Raw genomic sequence first — 21,148 nt, 5'->3', positions numbered from 1 at the left:
ATGAAAAAAGCGCTGTTAGTGATCAGTTTTGGTACCAGCTATGCGAGCACACGCGAAAAGAATATCGAAACCTGCGAGCAGCAATTGGCTGCTGGCTGTGGCGATCGCCATCTGTTCCGTGCGTTCACCTCGGAAATGATTATTCGCAAGCTGCGCCAGCGCGACGGCTTGCTGATCGATAACCCGCAGCAGGCGCTACAGCGTTTGGCGGAGGCGGGCTATCAGGATGTGGCGATCCAGTCGCTGCACATCATTAACGGCGACGAATATGAAAAAGTGGCCAGCGAAGTACGCGCCAATCGTCACCGTTTCTGGCGCTTGGTGCTGGGCAAACCGCTGCTCAGCAGCTTTGCCGACTATCAGCAACTGTTGCTGGCGTTGCAGGGGCAAATGCCGCCGCTGGCCGCCGATGAGCGGGTGGTGTTTATGGGCCACGGCACCGGCCATCACGCGTTTGCTGCCTATGCCTGCCTGGATCATCTGATGGCCGCGCAGCGCTTCCCGGCGCTGGTGGGCGCGGTAGAAAGTTACCCGGAAGTGGACGGGCTGATCGCCCGCTTGCAGCAGCAGCGGGTACGCAAAGTGCACCTGATGCCGCTGATGCTGGTGGCAGGCGATCACGCAATTAATGATATGGCCTCTGCCGATCCCGGTTCCTGGGGCTCGCAAATGGCGGCGGCGGGGATTAAAACGCAATGCTGGTTGCAAGGGTTGGGCGAAAATCCGCTGATCCGCCAGATGTTCGCCGAACATCTGCACGCGGCCTTGTGCCACAGCCAACAGGAGGTGGCCTGATGAGCGGCAAACTGTATGCGTTAGGCGTCGGCCCGGGGGCCAGCGATTTGCTTACCGTGCGTGCCGCCCGGCTGCTTGGTCAGCTTGATGTGCTGTATGCCCCGGCGGGCCGCAAAGGGGGCGATAGCCTAGCACTGTCGATCGTGCGGGAATATTTGTTGCCGCACACCGAGATCCGCACCTGCCATTTCCCGATGAGTGCCGATGACCTGCAAAAACAGGCGGTCTGGGACGACGTAGCGCAGCAGCTTAAGGCGGAGGTCGCGCACGGCAAACAGGTGGGTTTTATCACGCTGGGTGATGCGATGCTGTTCAGCACCTGGGTGTTTCTGCTGGCGCGCCTTGGCCGCCCGGCCTGGCTGGAGATAGTGCCGGGTGTGACCTCGTTTGCGGCGATCGCCGCGCGTGCTGCCCTGCCGTTGGCGATGGAAACGCAGTCGCTGGCGGTGATGTCCTGCACCGCAGCGGAAGCCGAGCTGGAACAGGCGTTATTAACTCACGACTGCGTGGTGCTGATGAAAGTCTATGGCCGCTTCGCCATCATTCAGGCATTGCTGGCGCGGCTGAAACTGTTCGATCACGCGCTGCTGATGGCCGAAGCCACGCAGCCGGACGAGCAGTGCTGGCGACGGCTGGATCAACTGCCTGCCGATCGACCTTTGCCCTATTTCTCAACCATTCTGGTGAATAAGCGTTGGCTTACCGAGGAGTAACCGATGGAAACGCAAACCAAACAGCTTTCGTTAATGGGATTGGGATTCGCGCTGTTGATGATGTTGCTGCCGCAAGATGCCTTTGCTATGCACATCATGGAAGGTTTTTTGCCACCGCTGTGGGCGATGGCCTGGTGGCTGCTGTTTCTGCCCTGCCTGTATGTCGGGCTGCGGCGGTTGAAACAGATCGTCAGCGACGACAGCAATCAGAAGGTGCTGCTGGCGCTGTGCGCGGCGTTTATTTTCGTGCTTTCGGCGCTCAAGATCCCGTCGCTCACCGGTAGTTGTTCCCATCCTACCGGCGTAGGGCTGGCGGTGATCCTGTTTGGCCCGGCGGTGGTGGCGGTGTTGGGAGCGATCGTGCTGCTGTTCCAGGCGCTGCTGCTGGCTCATGGCGGCTTGACCACGCTCGGGGCCAACGGCATGTCGATGGCGGTGATCGGGCCGGTGGTGGGTTATCTGGTCTGGCAACTGGCCTGCAAATCTGGCCTGCGCCGCGACGTGGCGGTGTTTCTGTGTGCCGCGCTGGCCGATCTGGCGGCCTATTTTGTCACCTCGGTGCAACTGGGGATGGCTTTCCCGGATCCGCAGTTTGGCATGATCGGTTCCAGCGTGAAATTTATGGGGGTGTTCTGCCTGACGCAGATCCCAATCGCCATTGCCGAAGGGTTGCTGACCGTGATGATTTATGACCAGTTGACGAAACGCCGGTTGATCCCGGCCGAGGGGCATTGAGATGAAAAAAACGCTGATCCTGCTGGCAATGGTGGCCGCACTGGTGATCATGCCGTTCTTTATTAATCACGGCGGCGAATATGGCGGCTCGGACGGTGAGGCCGAAACCTTGATCCAGCAAACCTCACCGCACTATCAACCCTGGTTCGCTCCGCTGTACAAACCGGCCAGCGGTGAGATTGAAAGCCTGCTGTTTACCCTGCAAGGGTCGTTGGGAACGGCAGTGATTTTTTACATTTTGGGCTACTACCGGGGTAAGCGCCGTGGGCATGCTGGGGATTGATCAACTGAGTGAAAAAAGCCGCTGGCAGCAGCGGGACCCGCGGGCCAAGCTGGCGCTGTATGGCCTGTTTCTGCTGCTGGCGATGGTGTTGCCACCGCGCTATCAGGCGCTGTTGCTGGTGATTATCGCACTGCTGACCTGCTACCTGCTGCGCATCGGCCCGATGCGTTATCTGCGTTGGCTGGCGATCCCGCTGACTTTTCTGTTGGTGGGGATGCTGACCATTATGCTCTCAGTGGCCCGGCAGCCGGATAGCCTGTGGTGGGGCGTGCAGGTGGGGAACTTCTGGTTGGGTATCGATCGCGCTGGGTTGGTAACGGCCAATCACACCCTGTGGCGTAGCCTGGCCGCATTGGCTGCCACCTTCTGGTTTGTGCTGAACACGCCATTTCCGCAACTGATCCAGCTGCTCAAGCGTTACCATGCGCCGCGCCTGCTGACGGAGCAAATCCTGCTCACCTGGCGGTTTATCTTTATTTTTATCGAAGAGGCGGCGGCGATCCACCGCGCTCAGTCGCTGCGCTTTGGCTATGTGTCGCTGGGCAGTAGTTACCGTTCGCTGGCGATGCTGGTGAGCATGTTATTTACCCGGGTGATGATCCGCTATCAGCAGATGATTATCGCGCTGGATGTCAAACTGTATCAGGGGGATTTCCCGCTGTGAGAGCAGGCCGCCGATGTTAAGTACCCGACAATTAAGCTTCAGCTATCAGGATGAACCGGTGTTGCAGGATTTGACGCTGGATTTTGGCCAGCATGCGGTCACCGGGTTGTTGGGGGCGAACGGCTGTGGGAAATCGACGCTGTTGATGAACCTGACCGGTATACTGCGCCCGCAGCAGGGCGCGGTGCTGTGGCAGGGGGAGGCGCTCGATTACGGCAAAGCCAGCCTGCGGGCGCTGCGCCAGCGGGTGACCACCGTGTTTCAAGACCCGGAACAGCAGCTGTTTTATACCGATATCGACAGCGATATCGCCTTCAGCCTGCATAATCTGGGGATGGATCGGCAGCAGATTACCGAGCGGGTGGATCGGGCGCTGACGCTGGTGGATGCGCAGGGCTTTCGGCATAAATCGATACAGAATTTGAGCCACGGGCAGAAAAAACGAGTGGCGATTGCTGGCGCGTTGGTGATGGAAGCAGAATACCTGCTGTTGGATGAGCCCACCGCCGGGCTGGATCCGGCGGGGCGGCAGCAGATGATCGCCATCATCGAGCGGATCGTCGCCGAAGGTAAACGGGTAATTATCTCCAGTCATGACATTGATTTGATTTATCATATTTGTGATTACCTGTATGTCCTTTCCCATGGGCGGCTGGTTTGCGCCGGGGAAACGGCGCAGGTTTTCTTGCAGCAGGAACAATTAACTGCCGCCGGGTTGGTGCAACCCTGGCTGGTAAAATTGCACAGTGAGCTGGGATTGCCGCTGTGTAAAACGGAACAACAGCTGTTTGCGCTGCTGCGCCAGCGTGAGGTGGAGAAAGGGTGATGAAACTGTCCGTAATGGTGCAGGGAACGGCGTCGGACGTCGGTAAAAGCGTGTTGGTGGCCGGTTTGTGCCGCATATTTGCGCAGGATGGTTACCGCTGCGCGCCGTTCAAATCGCAGAATATGGCGCTCAACTCCGGCATTACCGCCAACGGTGAAGAGATGGGGCGGGCGCAGATTTTTCAGGCCGAGGCGGCAGGCATTGCGCCTGACGTGCGGATGAATCCGGTGCTGCTGAAACCCACTAGCGATCGCAAGGCGCAGGTGGTACTGATGGGCAAAGTGGCCTGCGATATGGACGCGGTCAGCTATCACCACTACAAGCCGCAATTGCAGCAACAGATCGGTGAGGTTTATTACAGCCTGCTTAACGACTATGACGTGGTGGTGCTGGAAGGGGCGGGCAGCCCGGCGGAAATCAACCTGCGTGACCGGGATATCGTCAATATGGGCATGGCGGCGATCGCTAAGACGCCGGTGCTGCTGGTGGCGGATATCGATCGCGGCGGCGTTTTTGCTGCCATTTACGGCACGCTGGCGCTGCTGCGGCCCGAAGAGAAAGCGCGGGTCAAAGGCGTGATCATCAATAAATTCCGCGGCGACATCGCTTTGCTCCAGTCGGGATTAGAGCAGATCGAAGCTTTGACCGGCGTGCCGGTACTGGGTGTGATGCCTTGGCTGAATATCGATCTGGAAGATGAAGACGGTGTGGCGTTGCAAAACGGTAAATACTGCCCAGCAGGGGAACACTTGTTAGATATTGCGGTGGTGCAGCTACCGCATATCGCCAATTTTACCGATTTTAACGCTCTGGCGGCTCAGCCGGGCGTGGCGCTGCGTTATGTCACAAATCCTGCGGCGCTGGCCGGTGCCGATCTGATTATTCTGCCGGGCAGCAAAAACACGCTGGGGGATTTGCAGTGGTTACAGCACAGCGGCTTGGCGGCGGCGTTGCTGGCACAGCATCAGGCCGGGACGCCGATTATCGGCATCTGTGGCGGTTATCAGATGCTGGGCAAACAGATTATTGATGGTGTGGAGTCCGGCGTGGCGCAAATGGCAGGCTTGGGGTTGCTGGATGTAGAAACCCAGTTTGCCCAGCAAAAGGTGACCACCCAGGTGGCCGCGCGCTGTCAGCCTGCTCTGCCCGGTATTTTATCCGCTTGCGCCGAGCAGGTGCTGGCCGGTTACGAAATCCATATGGGAACCACGCAGTTGGGCGCGCAAGCACAGCCTTTTGCCCGTTTAACCCAGCGCAATGGTGAACAGGACTGCGCCTTTGATGGCGCGGTGAACCGCGCGGGCAACGTGATGGGCAGCTATATTCATGGTCTGTTTGACAGTGGTCCTTTCAGCCGCGCCTTGTTGAATGGGTTACGCAGCAGGAAAGGACTGCCGATTGATGAGGGGGCAGCATTGGACTATATCCAGTATAAACAGCAGCAGTTTGACATTTTGGCCGATGCGATGCGGGAACATATTGATATAGCTGCTATTTGCCGCATCATGAGCAGCTATAAAGAGGAGTAATACCAGCCAGTACTAACCAGTTCCCTCTCCTTTGGGGAGAGGGTTAGGGTGAGGGGAATGTCTCTGTACTAAAGCCCCTCACCCCGGCCCTCTCCCACAGGGAGAGGGGGGAGATCTAGCCATCAAGAGGGGAGTATTTCGTGATTCTGATTACCGGCGGCGCACGCAGCGGGAAGAGTTCACTGGCCGAACGGTTGGCGGGCGCGAGCGAGCAGGTGTTGTATATCGCCACTTCGCTGGTCACCGATGAGGAAATGGCTGAACGGGTCAGATTGCACCGTCAAAGCCGCCCGGCCCATTGGCACACCTGGGAAGGCAGCCAACATCTGGCCCAGGTGATTGACGAGCAGGCGGCAGCAGGGGGGGCGGTGATCCTTGAATGTATCACCACGCTGCTTGCCAACCAGATGTTTGCTTTAACGGCCGACACGCCGGTTGAGCAGATCGATTTTGCGGCGGTGGAGCATGAGCTTCAGCAGCAGATTGGCGAGTTGCTGGCGGCCTGCGCCCGCAGCCCGGCGGTGATTTATCTGGTCACCAACGAGCTGGGCATGGGCATCGTGCCGGAAAACCGTTTGGCGCGACATTTTCGTGACATTGCTGGCCGGGTCAATCAGCGCCTGGCTGCCGTTGCCGACACGGTGTTTTTGGTGATCTCCGGTATTGAGGTAAAAATCAAATGAGATTACGTCTGTTTTTGGCCACCTTGCAGTTTATGACGCGTATTCCGGTGCCCGCCCGTTGGACACAAGGGCTGGAGCCGGATAACTACGAGCGCGGCATCGTCGGTTTTCCGTTGATTGGCTTGATCGTCGGTGCCCTTGGCGGTGGGGTATTTACCTTGCTGGCCCCCTGGTGCGGCTTCCCGTTGGCGGCATTGGCTTATGTGCTGACCTTGGCGTTGGTGACCGGAGCATTTCATCTCGATGGGTTGGCCGATACCTGTGACGGTGTGTTCTCTGCCCGCAGCCGGGAAAACATGCTGGAGATCATGCGCGACAGCCGCCTTGGGACCAACGGCGGGCTGGCGCTGGTGTTTATTGTGTTGGCGAAGGTGTTGGTGGTTAGCGAACTGGCGCTGCGCGGGCTGCCGATGCTGGCCACGCTGATGGCAGCAAGCGTGGTTGGGCGATCGCTACTGGTGTTGCTGATGTATCGCCAGCGCTATGCCCGTGAAGGCGATGGATTGGGGAATCTCTATATCGGCCGGATTAACGGCATACAAACGGCAACTACGTTGGCCTGTGCGGCGGTGTTGGTGATGCTGTTGGGGCAGGGAAAAGCCATGTTCGCGCTGGGGTATACGTTGATCGCCGTGTTGCTGCTGCGAACCTATCTGCGCCGCCGCTTGGGCGGGCAGACCGGCGATACCTTGGGGGCGGCAGTAGAAGTGGCCGAATTGGTGTTTTTGATGGCGCTGCTGTGAGTGATGACGATGCGGTTATTTCTGGTACGGCACGGGCAAACGTTGGCCAATCAGCAGGGGGTTTTCTGCGGCATGACCGATGTGCCGTTGACCGAGCAGGGCGTGATGCAGGCACAGCGAGTGGCAGAGTGGCTGGCCGAGGTGCCTTTTACCCAAGCGACCAGCAGCGAACTGCTGCGAGCGCGGCATACCGCCGAGATTGTGCTGGGGCAACGAGGGCTATCGGCGCAGGTTGACGGCGGTTTTAACGAAATGAACTTTGGCGATTGGGAAATGCGCCATCACCGGGACTTGCAACAGCAGGATGCCGAGGCATGGAACCGTTGGGTGGCGGATTGGCAGCAAGGCTGCCCGACGGCGGGCGAGTCTTTCCCGCAGTTTTCTCAGCGCATTCAGCAGCAGGTGCAGCAACTGTTAGCCGACAACGGCGGCGGTAACCGCCTGCTGGTGGCGCATCAGGGCAGCCTGAGCCTGCTGCTGGCCGGGCTGCTGGCGATGCCTGCGGCCGGTATGTGGCACTTCCATTTTGAGCAAGGGGCTTACAGCGTGCTGGAGATCCGTGAAGGGTTTGTCGCGCTGCGCGCTTTTAACAGCCAGGCTCGTTGGCAGCCTGCAACAAGAGAATAAATTGATGCAAACACTTTCATCGTTAATCGACGCCATCGCGCCGCTGGATACTGTTGCCATGCAGCAGGCGGCAACCCGGCTGGACGGGCTGCTGAAGCCCCCCGGCAGCCTGGGCCGTTTAGAGCTGTTGGCTATTCAACTGGCGGGTATGCGCGGTTTTAGCGGAATGGCTGCCACGCGCAAGCAGATCATCGTCATGGCTGCCGATCACGGAGTATATGCCGAAGGGGTGGCGGTATCGCCCCGCGAAGTGACCGTAATTCAGGCGCTGAATATGGTGAAAGGCATTACCGGCGTCTGCGTGCTGGCCGCCAATGCCGGGGCCGAGGTTAAGGTGGTGGATGTCGGGATCGACTGCGATCCGCTGCCGGGCCTGATCAATATGAAAGTGGGGCGCGGCAGCGGCAATATCGCCCGAGAAGCGGCAATGACGCGCCAGCAGGCGGAGGATTTGCTGCTGGCCAGCGCCCGCTTGACGCTGGAACAGGCGGCGCTTGGGGTTACGCTGTTTGGCGTCGGGGAGTTAGGGATGGCCAATACCACGCCTGCCGCCGCAATCATTAGCGTTTTGACCGGTAGCGATCCGCAAGAGGTGGTGGGCATTGGTGCCAATTTCCCCAGCGATCGGTTGCATCACAAAGTGGCAGTGGTCCGCCAGGCGATCGCGCACAATCAGCCGGATGCCAACGATGCGCTGGACGTGCTGGCCAAGCTGGGCGGTTACGATCTGGTGGGCATGGCCGGGGTGATGCTGGGCGCGGCGGCGGCGGGCTTGCCGGTGGTGCTGGACGGCTTTCTCTCCTACGCTTCGGCGCTGGTGGCCTGTGGCATTGCGCCTGAAGTGCACCACTATCTGTTACCATCGCACTTTTCGGCGGAAAAAGGTGCGGCGATCGCCCTCAAGCATCTTCAATTATCCCCCTATCTGCACCTGGAGATGCGGCTGGGAGAGGGCAGCGGAGCGGCGATTGCGATGCATATCGTGGATGCCGCCTGCGCGATGTATAACCATATGGGGCTGCTGGCAGACAGCAATATCATTATCCCCGGCAGCAGCAGCTAGCGGCGGATTTTATCGGCCTCGGATTGTTGTTGCTCGGCTGAGTGCGCCAGTTCACGCTGGAGCTCAGCCTGAGCAAGCTGTTCTTGCCCCGACTCAACCAGGCGGGCGAATCTTCCATTGAAAAGCCGCTGCCAGAAACGGCGCTGTACTTCCAACTCCGGTAGCCGTGTCTTTACCTGAGAACGATACAATCCGGCAATCCGCGTCATCATGCCAAGGCTGGCGGGCAGAAGCTGTTCCAGTTTCTCACGTAGAATACGTGTCAGTGCGGGTGACTGGCCGCCAGAAGAAAAAGCCACCACCAGCGGTGAACGATCGATAATCGCCGGGAAAATGCAGGAACCATCGGCAGGCGCATCGACGACGTTGACCAGCAGTTGACGCCGTTCGGCCGCATGGGCCACGCTGGCATTGAGCTGTGGATCGTTGGTGGCGGCGATCGCCAGAAACACGCCGTTTAGCTGCTGTTCGTCAAAAGATTGTGCAATCCAACAGATTAGTGCCGCCTGATGCTGCTGATAAAGCTCCGGCGTCAGCGTTTGTGCCACGACGCGCACTTGCGCCCCGGCACGTTGTAATTGGGTAATTTTGCGCGTGGCCACTTTTCCACCCCCTACCACCAGAACCGGACGTTGCTTGAGATCGATAAACAGCGGTAAGTAATCCATAGCGCTTTTTCAGGTGGGGGAGTAAGGAGGCGATTATAACGCCAATGGCATATTGTTTTTAAGGTTATTGCGGTTTTTACCGATATAAGCTTTTGCTTCGCGTTAAATAAACCGAATGCCTTTTTCCACGAGGCGCTCGGGGATATATCTATCCAGATCTGTCTGCTTGCAATGCTCTTCAAACTGCTGGAGCGTATGCACATCTGCCTTTTGGTAAATGCTGTAGATCCGGTTTTCTATCGTTTTATTGCTGAGGCTATATAACGTTGCAATCTCTTTGGTCGAGTAGCGTTGCAGCATTAAAAATATGATATCGAGCTCTGCTTGAGTGAATAGCTGAGTGCTGGCTTCGGTGGTTAAAAGGCTGGGTTTCTGCTGATTGATATACTTAAGCGGGGACAGCGTATCAAGTTGCCTGGCATTCCACATGGTCCCGACAAGTTTTTCTTGATCATTGTAGATTGGCAATTTTTCGCTGATAAATGGCGTCAGATGGTCCTTCCCATACCAATAATGCGTTTCTATAACGGCAACTCGTTCTCGGGCACCTTCGGTACGGCGGTCATGTTCTTGCAGATCTGAGGCTAATTCTGCCCAATCAGCGGGGAATTCGTCGTCAAGCCGTCCTTCAATATCGAAATTGAGCGGTGTATTGGTGTAAAGATAGGCCGCTTTATTCATATAAAGATGGCGTGAGGAGAGATCTTTGATACCCCATGGTTCATTTAAGTGCTCCATCATGGTGATGAGCCCATTTAAGTAAGATTTATTGTTTTTATTGAGTGAGTCCATTTCCACCTCGAATAAATAATTTTCTAACTAATAATTTTACTTGAAATTAAGATGATCAAATTAATTGGTTTTGATACCATTTGTTATAATAAATTGCAAGAGTGATTTTCACCTGTTAGTATCTTGGGCGATAATTAATAAGGCGGTTGTTACACATTCAACCTCCAAACGGTACCAATAGCCTGTATTGCACAACACCAGGGAAACGTTGTCATCAACACGAACTTATACCAATGAAATCGTGGTGCTGCGGCGTTTTCTGTTTTGCTGCTCCCATCGCCTGATATCTCCATCCTGTTTTGCACCTTCGTCTCAACGGGTTTTAGCCAGCTCGCCACCCTTGTTTTATAATTAATCACAACCAAGTAATCAAAAAGTGGTGTTTCTCGCCTCAGATGGGATCGCTGAGGTAGTATAGCTGTTTGATTGATCGGATCATTGGGCAGAAAACGATGCGACGGGTGAGAGAGTTACTGATGGCACTATGAAAACAGTCAAGCCGCGCCGTCCGCATGGACGGTGGATCTATTACGTTCTGTATGAAGATATTCTGTGGCCATGCCCGGTGAAATGGGAATGGGAGAGCAGTTATGAGGCTTGGTTGCCTTTTTACTACTCGCCAACGCTGGAATTTATTGCTGGCGACCCCGCTAAAGCAGTCAAGGTGAGCAAAACCAGGGTACTGGATTTACCGCCGAAACGTTTCTCTTACGTTTCTTAACGCTGACCTGATTATCAATCATCACCTATGCTCAGTAAAATTTAGGCCGTTTGGTGGCGAAAATAGAGGCTTTAAGCGAGCCTTGGTACAGGTCGGTGCCACCAAGGCGGTTATTGATAGGCCAGTCTAGTCCAGTAAATCACTGACGGTACGGCGAACATAATGTGTCATTTGTGCCAAATCTTCTGCGGCGACCGGACCGCCACCGGCACGCACGACCTGCTGTTCGATCTGGGCGATTTCCTGCTCAACTTTGTTGGCGATCTGCACTTTGACGATTTTGTCCACTGATGAGAGTAAGACTTTCAGTACCACTTTCAACGCGATGTTTTCGCAGAATGAATCGTAATAATGAACTGCTGGCGGTTCCACCGTTGGCTGAGGTACGCGGGGAGCCAGAGCTTTGAAACTGTCTACATTTTCAATAATAAGATCCATGTCTCTTATTAGTTCATCAAAATCTTTAGACACTGACTTATTTCCCTTTGCAATACGCAAAAATAAACGCCTGGCCTTGGCTTAAGAGCAGGCAGAACACATCTTGAATCGACCATGACGTTCAGGTTGTGAATGGCAGGCTGAGTGGCATTTTAACCTTGCAGTAGTTCAGCAACAAGATGGGGCCGATGGATGTTCGGCCCTGAGGGATAACTACCGGTGATGATTGCTGGGTTTTTCAGCTTTGCAGCGTGTTCACTTTGACGTGAAGTGGGTGGCAGCCAGTAAGGTACCAAAAGCGATCAGGATCCCGCCAAAGAACCGGTCGATCCCTTGGCGCATGCGCAGGAAGCGGGCATTGACGCCGGGTGATGAAAAGAACAATGCCACGGTACTGAACCAGATAACGTGTGCCAATGAAATAAACAGCCCGTAGCCGATCTGCACCGCAACTGGGGTTTGGGGATCAACCACCTGTACAAACAGGCTGACAATAAACAGAGTGGTTTTTGGATTGAGTAGGTTAGTCAGAAAGCCGGTTTTTAGCGCACCTAAATCATTGGAGGCGACAGAGGTTTGCGATACGAACGGCAGATTTGCCTGGCGCAGCAGGTTAATGCCCAGATAGATCAACCAGATTGCGCTGACAGCCTTGAATAAAGAAAATACCCACAAAGATTGTAGTATCAGCATTCCGATGCCGATAAGGGTATAAGAGACATGAACCAGCACGCCAGCGCCGATGCCACAGGCATTCAGTAACCCGGCACGGCGTGAGAGCAACAGACTATTGCGCGAAACCATTGCAAAGTCAGGCCCAGGGCTTATTACAGCGAATAAAGTAATAGAGACAACAGCTAAGAGTTCGGTCATGATTTTCACGCTCAAAAGTTGGTTTTTTGTATTTGATTTATAAGGAAAAAAATGTACGGGGACAAACGATGAAAACTGACCATATTGGTGAGAAATGCTCACGCAAAGTCGGTCGGCAACTGTCACTAGGCGGGTTACGTTGTTTTGAGGCTGCGGCACGTAGGGAAAGTTTTACGCTGGCGGCACAGAATCTGAGCCTGACGCACGGTGCAGTGAGCCGAGCGGTGCGCGCACTTGAAGATGAACTTGGTGTAGCACTGTTTGAACGCCGCCATCGACGAGTATTTCTGACCTCCGCGGGCCGCAAGTTGTTTCAGGCTACGCAGCAGGCATTCGGTATTCTGGAGGATACTACCCAAGAGTTGTACCAGCAGGCGCAGGATGCACCGATAGTCCTTTCCTGTGAGCCCACATTGCTGATGCGCTGGCTGATCCCCCGCTTACCGGCATTTCAGGAAGCTTTACCGGAAATCAATCTGCAGTTGGTCGCCGGTGGAGGGCCTTTCGCTTTTCGCGATGGCACGACGGTGGCGATACGTCGTAACGATTTTGACTGGGGCAGTAATGTGCACAGTGAGCCTTTGTTTGTCGAAAAGGTTGGCCCGGTATGCAAGCCTGAGATGCTCGATCAGTTTGTGGTAGACAACGGTGTGGAAAAGCATTTACGTGACAACGCTCTGTTATTGCATGCCTCCACTCGCCCGTATGCCTGGCGCGACTGGGCTACCTCGCAGGGGATCTCACTCACTAATCAGCCACAGCAGTATTTCGATCACTTTTATTTCAGCCTGCAAGCCGCAGTTGCGGGCGTCGGCATTGCTATTGGCCCCTGGCAGCATGTGCGGGATGATATCAAGGCTGGCTTGTTAATTGCTCCGTTTGGTTTTGAACAGGACGGCAGCGGTTATTGCCTGTTGACGCAAAATAAAGTAGTACCCGGTAGCCCGGTAGCCCGAGTGATTGCCTGGTTGCAATCCAGCTCAGACTCTTGAGGTTTGATTCAACCGCTGTTGTCAGCGGTTGATTGCACTACGTTGAGCGGCAGCCAGGCCTGCACCACCGCTAATCGACAGAGGGGGAATCAGGCCTTTTTGCGGCGGATAAACTGATAGCCGATCCCCAGAATGACGAACCACAGCGGCGTAACAATCAGCGCCTGGCGGGTATCGTCACGCAGTGACAACAGCACCAGCACAAACACGAAGAACGCCATACATACCCAGCACATCAGCTTACCGGCAGGCATTTTGTAGATCGATTTCTGGTGCAGCGCCGGGCGCTGTTTACGGTAAACCAGGTATGAGCACAAAATAATGGTCCAAACGAACATAAATAGGATCGCTGAAACGGTGGTGACCAGGGTAAATACCGTCATTACGTTCGGGATCAGGTAAATCAGCACCACACCACCCAGCAAACAGATGCAGGAGAAGGTTAGGCCGTTGGCCGGTACCGCACGCTTGGAAAGATTGGCAAACGACTTTGGCGCGTCCCCTTCTTGCGCCAGGCCGAACAGCATACGGCTGGTGGAGAACACCCCGCTGTTGGCGGAAGAGGCCGCAGAGGTCAACACGACAAAGTTAATCACGCTGGCTGCAGCAGGCAGACCAATCAAGACGAACAGCTCAACGAACGGGCTCTTGTCGGCAACCACGGAACTCCACGGTGTCACCGACATAATCACGATCAACGCAAACACGTAGAACATGATGATGCGAATCGGAATAGAGTTAATCGCGCGTGGCAGCACTTTTTCCGGATCTTTGGTTTCTGCGGCGGTGGTGCCCACCAGTTCGATTCCCACAAAGGCGAATACCGCGATCTGGAAGCCTGCAAAGAAACCGCTGATGCCTTTCGGGAACATGCCGCCGTCATTCCACAAATGCGAGAACGAAGCGACGCTGCCGGTAGGCGATTCGAAGTGCATAGCCACCATGACCAGACCAGCAATAATCAGGCCGACAATGGCGACGATTTTGATCATCGCAAACCAGAACTCCATCTCACCGAACATTTTTACCGTCGCCAGGTTTAGGCTAAGCAACAGCAAAACGCACAGCAGCGAAGCGACCCATTGCGACAGATCGGGGAACCAGAACTGGGCGTAGGCGGTAATGGCGACTACGTCGGCAATGCCGGTCACCACCCAGCAGAACCAGTAGGTCCAACCGGTGAAAAAACCCGCCCATGGGCCGAGCAGATCGGCGGCGAAATCGCTGAAAGATTTATATTGCAGGTTGGAGAGCAGCAGTTCGCCCATCGCGCGCATCACGAAAAACAGCATAAAGCCGATAATCATGTACACAAAAATGATGGAAGGCCCAGCCAGACTGATGGTTTTGCCGGAACCCATAAACAAACCGGTACCAATTGCGCCACCGATGGCGATCAGTTGAATATGTCGGTTGGTAAGGTTTCGTCTTAGATGATCTTCTGATCCTGGCGTGGCATCCGTTGCTATTTTAGAATGATCTACCATCTGATGATGTCCTGTTTTACCTGTCATGAATGAAGTTGCGAGCTCTGAAGTGGCTCTTTTTTATGTGTTTATCCGGGTGTCCCGGCTTTAGTAAGGTAACTCAATACCGCCATCTTTATGCAACATGTTTACAACATTTATGTGCGGGATAAAAGTCGATTATTCTTTACACTTTGAAGGCAAAGCGGGCGTCCAAGGGGCGGAAGATTACTCTTTGCCATAGCAAATGAACAGCATTGAAAAGTCTTATCTTATTGATTCGACAGCATGTTGCAAAGTTGGCATGAGAAAAACTAATGCGATTGAACGCTTAAATTCATGTGCTTGGGTGAAGTGGAATGTTGCACTATGAAGATTGATTTCAGAAAGGGCAGTTGAGTTTTAATCAGTTTATAGCGGCGGCTGGCGTGCCGCCGATGCAGATAGGTTACGCTGCTGCGCACATTTCTCTGGTTTTGCGGTGTCAGTCACAAAAGTAAAAATCATTGGTTGAATCAGCGGTGAGCAGTGACTTTGCATCTAGGCTGCTTGGGACGAGGCGAAATAACGACATCTTGGCTGAAGCGTTGCCAAGAAAACATCTGACTGCTCCAAAAGGCTTTTACAGCATAACAGGCCAATGATAGCGGATGGCGATGATTCTATCTTCTCCTGCCATGCCTCACAAAAGTGGCATAAACTGATTCACCATCCTGTTGTGCGGCAGTAAACTGATTCCATAACGGTAAATAAAGAAGGGATTGAATATGTACAAGACCATTTTAGTACCGATAGATATTTCAGAAGATGTGTTGACCGAACATGCCCTCAAGCATGTCGAGTATCTGGCAAAAATGTCTGGGGCCAAGGTGCATTTTTTCCATGCATTGCCCGATGCCTCGGCGTTCGTTACCGCCTACTCCTTCGGCATCAAAGAGTTTGAGAATCAGGCGGAAGTGAAAGCGATTGAAGGGCTGAAGAAAATCATGGCGGAAATCGATCTGCCGCTGGAGAACTTGGCGTATACCATCAGCTTCGGTTCGCCGCGCGACGAAGTATTGCTGCTTGCCGAAGAGATAGAGGCCGATCTGATCGTGATCGGTTCCCGCCGCCCAAGCGTGAAAACCTATCTTCTGGGTTCGAACGCCGCAGCCATCGTGCGCCATGCCAAAACGTCGGTGATGGTGATTAGATAACTCTCCGATAACTTATCGGCCCGCCGTTAGCGCGGGCCTGTTGTATCACCGGCATAGCGCCACAATCTCATCGTATAACGCCTGTGGTAGTGTGACTCCATGCTGTTCGCTGTGCTGCCGAGCTTGAAAACGCCTTTCTCCTGGGATACGCGCCCCTTGTGACTGCATGTTGGTAAACAGGGCTTCCGCGCGGGCGAAATGCGCTTGTTGATCGGCACCCAGAAAACGTGCGGGATCCATAGCGATAATCAATTCGCCACCGTAAGGGGAAGAGCCGGTTTGGGCATCATAAACCAGCGACTCCTTGCTGGTCATATCACCAATCAGTGGCCCGGCAATCAACTCCACCATGGCTGCCAGCGCCGAACCTTTATGGCCGCCGAAGGTCAGCATAGCGCCTTGCAATACGCTGGCCGCGTCGGTTGACGGTTGGCCGTGCTGATCGATCCCCCAGCCTTCCGGCAAGGGTTTGCCCGCCCGGCGATGCAGTTCAATCTCACCGCGTGCGACAGCGCTGGTGGCCATATCAAAGATAAAGTGCGGTTGCTGCGGGCGCGGCCAGCCAAAGGCAATCGGGTTGGTGCCAAACAGCGGCTGAGTGCCCCCCGCTGGCGTCACCCAGGCATGGCTTGGCGTGCAGGCCAGCGCCACTAATCCTTGCTCAACCAGCGGTTCGATATCGGCCCACAGCGCAGAGAAGTGAACGCAATGGTTAATGGCGAGTGCGGCGATACCGCAGTGGCGTACCTTATCAATAAATGTGGGCAACGCGGTTTGGTAAGCCACCAGTGAGAAGGCGGCACCCGCATCCACGTGCATAATCGCGGGAGCGGTGTCGATGAGTAGTGGCTCGGCATCGGCGGAAACCTTGCCTGCATGCAGCGAGCGGACACAACCCAGTACACGATACAAGCCATGGGAGGCACAACCATCGCGCTCTCCGGCAGTGACGTTCTGCGCCACCGCGTGAGCGTGCGCCTCGCTGAAGCCATTACTGCGTAGTGCGCGGTGCGCCAACTGATAAGCGTCATCCAGCGATAGATTTACGGTTTGAGTCATTTTCTCTTCCTTTACTCTTCTTCGTCCCCGGCAAAATTCGCCTTAGGCAGACAGGTATAGGCACCCCAGTAGTAAATGACCAGCGCGATGGCGGCGACCAACAGGGTATCCCAAGGGTGACTGATGGCACCAATACCGCCAAAACTGCCCAGATAAGAGGCGACGATAATCAGTGCGTAGAAAGCGATCAGCCATAGGGAGGAGTAGATTTGCTGCTTCAGGCTGACGGCGTGTGTCGGTACTTTATTCTTGAACAGGATATAGATGAAGAACATCAGGATCTGCAGGCCGAGCAGCCAGGAAACGGTATTCCAGCCAGACCAGTAGACGATAAGTGCCGAGATGATGAACGACAGCGGCCCGAGTACACAGAAGCCACGCACTAAAAATGGCCGGGGCAGATCCGCTGCGTTACGGCGCAATCCGGCGGCAGTAACCGGTGCGATAGCATAGCTTAACACCAGCGCAGCGGATACCACGCCGATCAGCCGTTCCCACGACGGAAAGGGCAGCGTCCAGAAAATGGATAAGGCGAAGGTCAGCCATAAAGCGTGACGCGGGATACCAGATTGGCCATCGACTTTGGTAAATATTTTGAAGAAGGTGCCGGTGCGTGCCCAGCCATAAATGACACGCGGTGTGGCATTCATATAAATGTTGCCGGTGCCGCTGGGTGAAATGATGGCATCGCTGACCACCATAAAGGCCAACCAGCCCATCCCCAAGGTGACGGCAATATCACGGTAAGGCAGAGAAAATTGTTTGCTGATACCGGCCCAACCCTCGGCCAACATCTCGCTCGGGATACTGCCGAGGAACGCCAGTTGCAGCAGCACATAAATAATAGTGGAGAGCACTACCGACAGAATCAGGGCGATCGGGATGGTGCGCTGCGGTTTTTGTACCTCGCTGGCTACCGAGATGATCGGCGTCAGGCCAAGATAAGCGAAGATGATTCCGCCCGCTGAGATCGCCGCTTCAACCCCGGCGGCGCCGAAAGGGGCAAAACCCTGGCTGTACAGGTTCTCGGGTTTGAAAAAGGTAAACAGCACCACGATCACCAATAGCGGGACGAGAAACTTGATTATGCTGATCAGGTTATTGGATTTGGCGAAGGTTTTAACGCTGTAATAGTTGAGGGCAAAGAAAAAACACAGCAATAACAGTTGTACCAGCCAGCCGACCAGCGTTGGATCGCTGGAGTCTGGCTGAGTGAGGAACGGAAACCAGGCAGCAGCATACTGGCGTGCGGCGACGACTTCTATCGAGATCAGGCTGGAGAAGGCGATCAGCGTGATAAAGCCTAATAAATAGCCCATCAGTTCGCCGTGGGAAAATACCGGATAACGGATAATGCCGCCAGCGCGGGGTAATGCCGCGCCCAGCTCGCAGTAAACAATGCCGAGCAACAGTACCGCCAGCCCGCCAATCAGCCAGGAATAGAGCCCGGCAGGCCCGGCGATAGAGGAAACATGGCTGGCCGCGAACAGCCAACCGGAGCCAAAAATTGCGCCCAGACCGATAAACGTCAGATCGGTAAGTGTAAGCTGCTTTTTAAATTTTCCTTGGGTCGCCATAAGAGGTTCCTTCCAATGAGGAGCGGGTATAGGTGCCATTCACCAATCGCAACAGGTTGAGTGGGTTGCTGTCCTGTAAGGCGGCTGGCAGCAGGGCCGCAGGGGTGTTTTGCAGGCAAACCGGGCGTAGAAAACGTTCAATGGCCAGCGTACCGACCGAGGTGCCGCGTGCATCGCTGGTGGCAGGGTAAGGGCCGCCGTGCACCATGGCATCGCAGACTTCCACACCGGTCGGATAACCGTTGAACAGCACTCGCCCGGCCTTGCGCGTCAGTAAAGGCAGCAGTTCGGCAGCAGCAGCCATATCGCCGGGTTCGACGAGTAACGTGGCGGTCAGTTGGCCTTGCAAATGTTCCAGCGCCGCCAGCAATTGTTGCTGATCGTCTACCGCGACCACGATCGCCACCGGGCCAAACACTTCCTCCTGCAACAGTACGTCGTCGTTAAGCAGTAATTGGCTGCTGGCCTGATAAAGTTGAGCCGCCGCCAGATGCATTTGTTGTTCCTGGTTGCCCGCTAAGTGCTCCAATCCTGGATGCTGATCCAGCGCGTGCAGCCCGTGGCGATAGTGCGCCAGCGTGCCCGCATTCAGCATGTGCTGCGGCGGTGCGGCATTTACCCGGTTTTTTAAATCATCAATGAGCTGGCTGAATGCAGGGCTGTGAATGCCGATAATCAGCCCCGGCTTGGTGCAAAATTGGCCACAGCCCAGCGTGAATGAGGCTACCAGTTCCTGGGCGATGCTTTGCCCGCGTTGAGCCAACGCCTGCGGCATGACTACCACCGGATTGATACTCGACATCTCGGCAAATACCGGAATCGGCTGCGGGCGGCGCATGGCTAAATCAAACAAGGCGCGGCCACCTTGCAGCGAGCCGGTAAAGCCCACTGCCTGAATTGCCGGATGCTGAACCAGTTCGGCCCCGATCCGTGCGCCGAAAACCATATTGAAGACGCCAGCGGGCATCTGCTGTTGCTGCACCGCTCGTTCGATCGCTTGCGCGGTGAGCTCTGCGGTGATCATATGGCCACTGTGTGCCTTGAAAACCACCGGACAACCTGCGGCCAATGCAGCGGCGGTATCGCCGCCGGCGGTGGAGAACGCCAGTGGGAAATTGCTGGCGCCGAAAACGGCAACTGGGCCAAGCGCAGTGCGATATTGGCGCAGGTCTGGGCGCGGCAGCGGTGTGCGCTCGGGCAGGGCACAGTCGATGCGTACGCCGTGGACATCACCGCGGCGTAGCAGTTCGGCAAACAGGCGCAGTTGGCCGCTGGTGCGGGCACGTTCACCTTGCAAACGAGCTAACGGCAGGGCGGTTTCCTGCATGGCAAAGGCGAAGAAGGGTTCGGCCAGCGCGTCGATTTCGCTGGCAATGGCACAGAGAAAAGCGGCCCGTTGTTCTGCGCTGGTTTGCGAATAGGCCGCGAAGGCGTTTGCGGCGGCCTCTGCGGCAGCCGCGGTTTCCGCGCTGCTGGCTTGATAAAAACGATAACCGGTGGGCTGGTCATTATCGGCCCGCAGGCTGATCAGCTCCGCCGTGCCGCTGGCAGTACGTTGCCCGCCGATAAATTGTTGGCCGCTGAGGGTGATGGTATTCGGCATAAGTACCCCTGCAAGGTTAAGAGAAATACGCCCGGTCAGGCACCGGGCGACGATCAGGGTTTACAGCCCGACCTCGGGCAGCGCGGGGCGGTTTGCCAGCGCGGTTTCAACAATGGCGGTGACTTCACGCAGCGTTTCCCCTTGCAGCGCCAAGCGTGGTGGACGGGTGATGGCACTGCCACGGCCAGCCAGTTCTTCGCAGAGCTTGATGCATTGCACCAGGTCCGGGCGGGCATCCAGATGCAGCAACGGCATAAACCAGCGGTACAGCGCCAGCGCCTCCTCGAAGCGTTTCTGCTTCGCCAATCTGAACAGGGTTTCCCCTTCACGCGGGAATGCGTTAGACATGCCGGAGATCCAGCCTTCTGCACCGACCGCGACACTTTCCAGCACCACATCGTCCAGGCCAGCAAACAGCACAAAGCGATCGCCCACCGCATTGCGCAGATCGATAAAGCGCCGGGTATCGCCTGAAGAGTCTTTGAAGCAGACGATGTTGTCGCAGTCCACCAGCGTGGTGAGGATGTCAGGTGTGACATCGTTTTTGTAAATCGGCGGATTGTTGTAAACCATGATTGGCAGATCGGTAGCGCCAGCCACGCTGCGGAAGTGGGCGGCGGTTTCATGGGGTTTGGCGGAATAGACCAGTGCTGGCATCACCATAATGCCATCGACGCCCACCTTTTGAGCTTCACGCGCCATGTTCTGGGCAAAAGCGGTAGTGAATTCGGCGATACCGGCGATCACAGGCACCTTGCCTTGGGCGGCATCTTTCGCCACTTCGATGACCGCCAGTTTTTCCTGCATGGTCAGTGAGGTGTTTTCTCCTACGGTGCCGCAAACCACTAAGCCGGAAACACCGTCTTTAACCAGGTTTTTGATGACCGCATGAGTGGCATCGAGATCCAGGGAGAAATCGCTGTGGAACTGAGTGGTGACCGCTGGGAATACGCCACTCCAGCTAATAGTTTTAGAGTTCATCGCTTTTATCCTGTTATCTGGTTTTGTTAATCAATGGTGAATCATTGGTGAAATTCGATAACAGATTGACCGCTATTGCTCGAGGCTGCTTGACGTCTTTCGCCGATTGCCATGACGAAAT

At 55.4% G+C, this 21,148-nt stretch carries 22 protein-coding genes and 1 pseudogene; 14 read left to right on the top strand and 9 right to left on the bottom strand.

The annotated features are described in order from the left end of the window. The 11 genes from cbiK (at position 1) to cobT (ending at position 8,661) form a co-directional block, all read left to right on the top strand. The gene (cbiK, locus tag ACX1CU_RS13940; protein WP_459398893.1) at positions 1 to 795 is read left to right on the top strand and encodes a sirohydrochlorin cobaltochelatase; all 795 of its coding nucleotides are present in this window, start codon (positions 1 to 3) and stop codon (positions 793 to 795) included. Beyond that, positions 795 to 1,508, top strand: a complete 714-nt coding sequence (locus ACX1CU_RS13935; protein ID WP_459398892.1) for a cobalt-factor II C(20)-methyltransferase — start codon at positions 795 to 797, stop codon at positions 1,506 to 1,508. The genes cbiK and ACX1CU_RS13935 overlap by 1 nt, the downstream gene beginning before the upstream one ends. Positions 1,509 to 1,511: 3 nt before the next feature. Continuing rightward, positions 1,512 to 2,243, top strand: a complete 732-nt coding sequence (cbiM, locus tag ACX1CU_RS13930) for a cobalt ECF transporter S component CbiM (RefSeq protein ID WP_459398891.1) — start codon at positions 1,512 to 1,514, stop codon at positions 2,241 to 2,243. Between the two features lies 1 nt (position 2,244). Continuing rightward, the gene (locus ACX1CU_RS13925) at positions 2,245 to 2,526 is read left to right on the top strand and encodes an energy-coupling factor ABC transporter substrate-binding protein (protein WP_459398890.1); all 282 of its coding nucleotides are present in this window, start codon (positions 2,245 to 2,247) and stop codon (positions 2,524 to 2,526) included. Continuing rightward, positions 2,513 to 3,190, top strand: coding sequence for an energy-coupling factor ABC transporter transmembrane protein (locus ACX1CU_RS13920; protein ID WP_459398889.1), 678 nt, complete (start codon positions 2,513 to 2,515; stop codon positions 3,188 to 3,190). Before ACX1CU_RS13925 ends, ACX1CU_RS13920 begins: the two co-directional genes overlap by 14 nt. A 13-nt stretch (positions 3,191 to 3,203) precedes the next feature. Next, positions 3,204 to 4,016 (top strand): ATP-binding cassette domain-containing protein, encoded by an 813-nt coding sequence (locus ACX1CU_RS13915; RefSeq protein ID WP_459398888.1) that lies wholly within the window; start codon positions 3,204 to 3,206, stop codon positions 4,014 to 4,016. Continuing rightward, on the top strand, positions 4,016 to 5,545 hold the full coding sequence (locus ACX1CU_RS13910; protein ID WP_459398887.1) for a cobyric acid synthase: 1,530 nt from the start codon (positions 4,016 to 4,018) through the stop codon (positions 5,543 to 5,545). Before ACX1CU_RS13915 ends, ACX1CU_RS13910 begins: the two co-directional genes overlap by 1 nt. A gap of 140 nt (positions 5,546 to 5,685) precedes the next feature. Further along, positions 5,686 to 6,228, top strand: coding sequence for a bifunctional adenosylcobinamide kinase/adenosylcobinamide-phosphate guanylyltransferase (gene cobU / locus ACX1CU_RS13905; protein ID WP_459398886.1), 543 nt, complete (start codon positions 5,686 to 5,688; stop codon positions 6,226 to 6,228). Further along, entirely contained in the window at positions 6,225 to 6,971 is a 747-nt protein-coding gene (gene cobS / locus ACX1CU_RS13900; RefSeq protein ID WP_459398885.1) for an adenosylcobinamide-GDP ribazoletransferase, read from the top strand. The genes cobU and cobS overlap by 4 nt, the downstream gene beginning before the upstream one ends. Before the next feature lie 9 nt (positions 6,972 to 6,980). Continuing rightward, entirely contained in the window at positions 6,981 to 7,598 is a 618-nt protein-coding gene (locus tag ACX1CU_RS13895; protein ID WP_459402812.1) for an adenosylcobalamin/alpha-ribazole phosphatase, read from the top strand. A gap of 4 nt (positions 7,599 to 7,602) precedes the next feature. Then, positions 7,603 to 8,661 carry a nicotinate-nucleotide--dimethylbenzimidazole phosphoribosyltransferase gene (gene cobT / locus ACX1CU_RS13890; protein ID WP_459398884.1) on the top strand — a complete coding sequence of 353 codons (1,059 nt, stop codon included), beginning with the start codon at positions 7,603 to 7,605 and terminating at the stop codon, positions 8,659 to 8,661. A 47-nt stretch (positions 8,662 to 8,708) separates the two neighbouring features. On the opposite strand, the pseudogene ACX1CU_RS13885 reads toward cobT, so the two are convergent. Beyond that, positions 8,709 to 9,329, bottom strand: a pseudogene (locus ACX1CU_RS13885) (precorrin-2 dehydrogenase/sirohydrochlorin ferrochelatase family protein); the annotation flags it as partial. Between the two features lie 102 nt (positions 9,330 to 9,431). After that, positions 9,432 to 10,121: a helix-turn-helix transcriptional regulator gene (locus ACX1CU_RS13880; protein WP_459398883.1), complete on the bottom strand. Its 690-nt coding sequence runs from the start codon at positions 10,119 to 10,121 to the stop codon at positions 9,432 to 9,434. Between the two features lie 484 nt (positions 10,122 to 10,605). Between ACX1CU_RS13880 and ACX1CU_RS13875 the strand changes: the two genes are divergently transcribed. Further along, entirely contained in the window at positions 10,606 to 10,842 is a 237-nt protein-coding gene (locus tag ACX1CU_RS13875) for a hypothetical protein (protein ID WP_459398882.1), read from the top strand. Positions 10,843 to 10,968: 126 nt separating this feature from the next. Here the strand turns inward: ACX1CU_RS13875 and ACX1CU_RS13870 are convergent, their stop codons facing one another. Both ACX1CU_RS13870 and ACX1CU_RS13865 read right to left on the bottom strand, forming a co-directional pair. Further along, complete coding sequence (locus tag ACX1CU_RS13870) at positions 10,969 to 11,280, bottom strand: hypothetical protein (RefSeq protein ID WP_459398881.1); 312 nt, start codon at positions 11,278 to 11,280, stop codon at positions 10,969 to 10,971. A gap of 255 nt (positions 11,281 to 11,535) precedes the next feature. Continuing rightward, complete coding sequence (locus ACX1CU_RS13865; protein WP_459398880.1) at positions 11,536 to 12,153, bottom strand: LysE family translocator; 618 nt, start codon at positions 12,151 to 12,153, stop codon at positions 11,536 to 11,538. A gap of 68 nt (positions 12,154 to 12,221) precedes the next feature. Between ACX1CU_RS13865 and ACX1CU_RS13860 the strand changes: the two genes are divergently transcribed. Next, positions 12,222 to 13,145 (top strand): LysR family transcriptional regulator, encoded by a 924-nt coding sequence (locus ACX1CU_RS13860; protein ID WP_459398879.1) that lies wholly within the window; start codon positions 12,222 to 12,224, stop codon positions 13,143 to 13,145. Positions 13,146 to 13,234: 89 nt separating this feature from the next. On the opposite strand, the gene cycA is transcribed toward ACX1CU_RS13860, so the two are convergent. Next, complete coding sequence (gene cycA, locus ACX1CU_RS13855) at positions 13,235 to 14,632, bottom strand: D-serine/D-alanine/glycine transporter (protein WP_459398878.1); 1,398 nt, start codon at positions 14,630 to 14,632, stop codon at positions 13,235 to 13,237. 746 nt (positions 14,633 to 15,378) lie between these two features. On the opposite strand from cycA, the gene ACX1CU_RS13850 reads away from it, so the two are divergent. Next, positions 15,379 to 15,807 carry a universal stress protein gene (locus ACX1CU_RS13850; protein ID WP_459398877.1) on the top strand — a complete coding sequence of 143 codons (429 nt, stop codon included), beginning with the start codon at positions 15,379 to 15,381 and terminating at the stop codon, positions 15,805 to 15,807. Positions 15,808 to 15,852: 45 nt separating this feature from the next. Here ACX1CU_RS13850 and ACX1CU_RS13845 read toward each other — a convergent pair whose 3' ends face one another. The 4 genes from ACX1CU_RS13845 to ACX1CU_RS13830 are packed head-to-tail and all read right to left on the bottom strand — an operon-like array spanning position 15,853 to position 21,027. Then, on the bottom strand, positions 15,853 to 16,866 hold the full coding sequence (locus ACX1CU_RS13845; RefSeq protein WP_459398876.1) for an Ldh family oxidoreductase: 1,014 nt from the start codon (positions 16,864 to 16,866) through the stop codon (positions 15,853 to 15,855). Positions 16,867 to 16,877: 11 nt separating this feature from the next. Continuing rightward, positions 16,878 to 18,443 carry an APC family permease gene (locus ACX1CU_RS13840; protein WP_459398875.1) on the bottom strand — a complete coding sequence of 522 codons (1,566 nt, stop codon included), beginning with the start codon at positions 18,441 to 18,443 and terminating at the stop codon, positions 16,878 to 16,880. Further along, entirely contained in the window at positions 18,421 to 20,046 is a 1,626-nt protein-coding gene (locus ACX1CU_RS13835) for an aldehyde dehydrogenase (NADP(+)) (protein ID WP_459398874.1), read from the bottom strand. The genes ACX1CU_RS13840 and ACX1CU_RS13835 overlap by 23 nt, the downstream gene beginning before the upstream one ends. Positions 20,047 to 20,106: 60 nt before the next feature. Continuing rightward, entirely contained in the window at positions 20,107 to 21,027 is a 921-nt protein-coding gene (locus ACX1CU_RS13830) for a dihydrodipicolinate synthase family protein (RefSeq protein WP_459398873.1), read from the bottom strand. Positions 21,028 to 21,148 lie beyond the last annotated feature (121 nt).

Source organism: Serratia sp. D1N4 (genome assembly GCF_054552755.1).
Note: the sequence above shows the minus strand (reverse complement) of the source record. Positions and strands in the feature narration are given on the sequence as shown.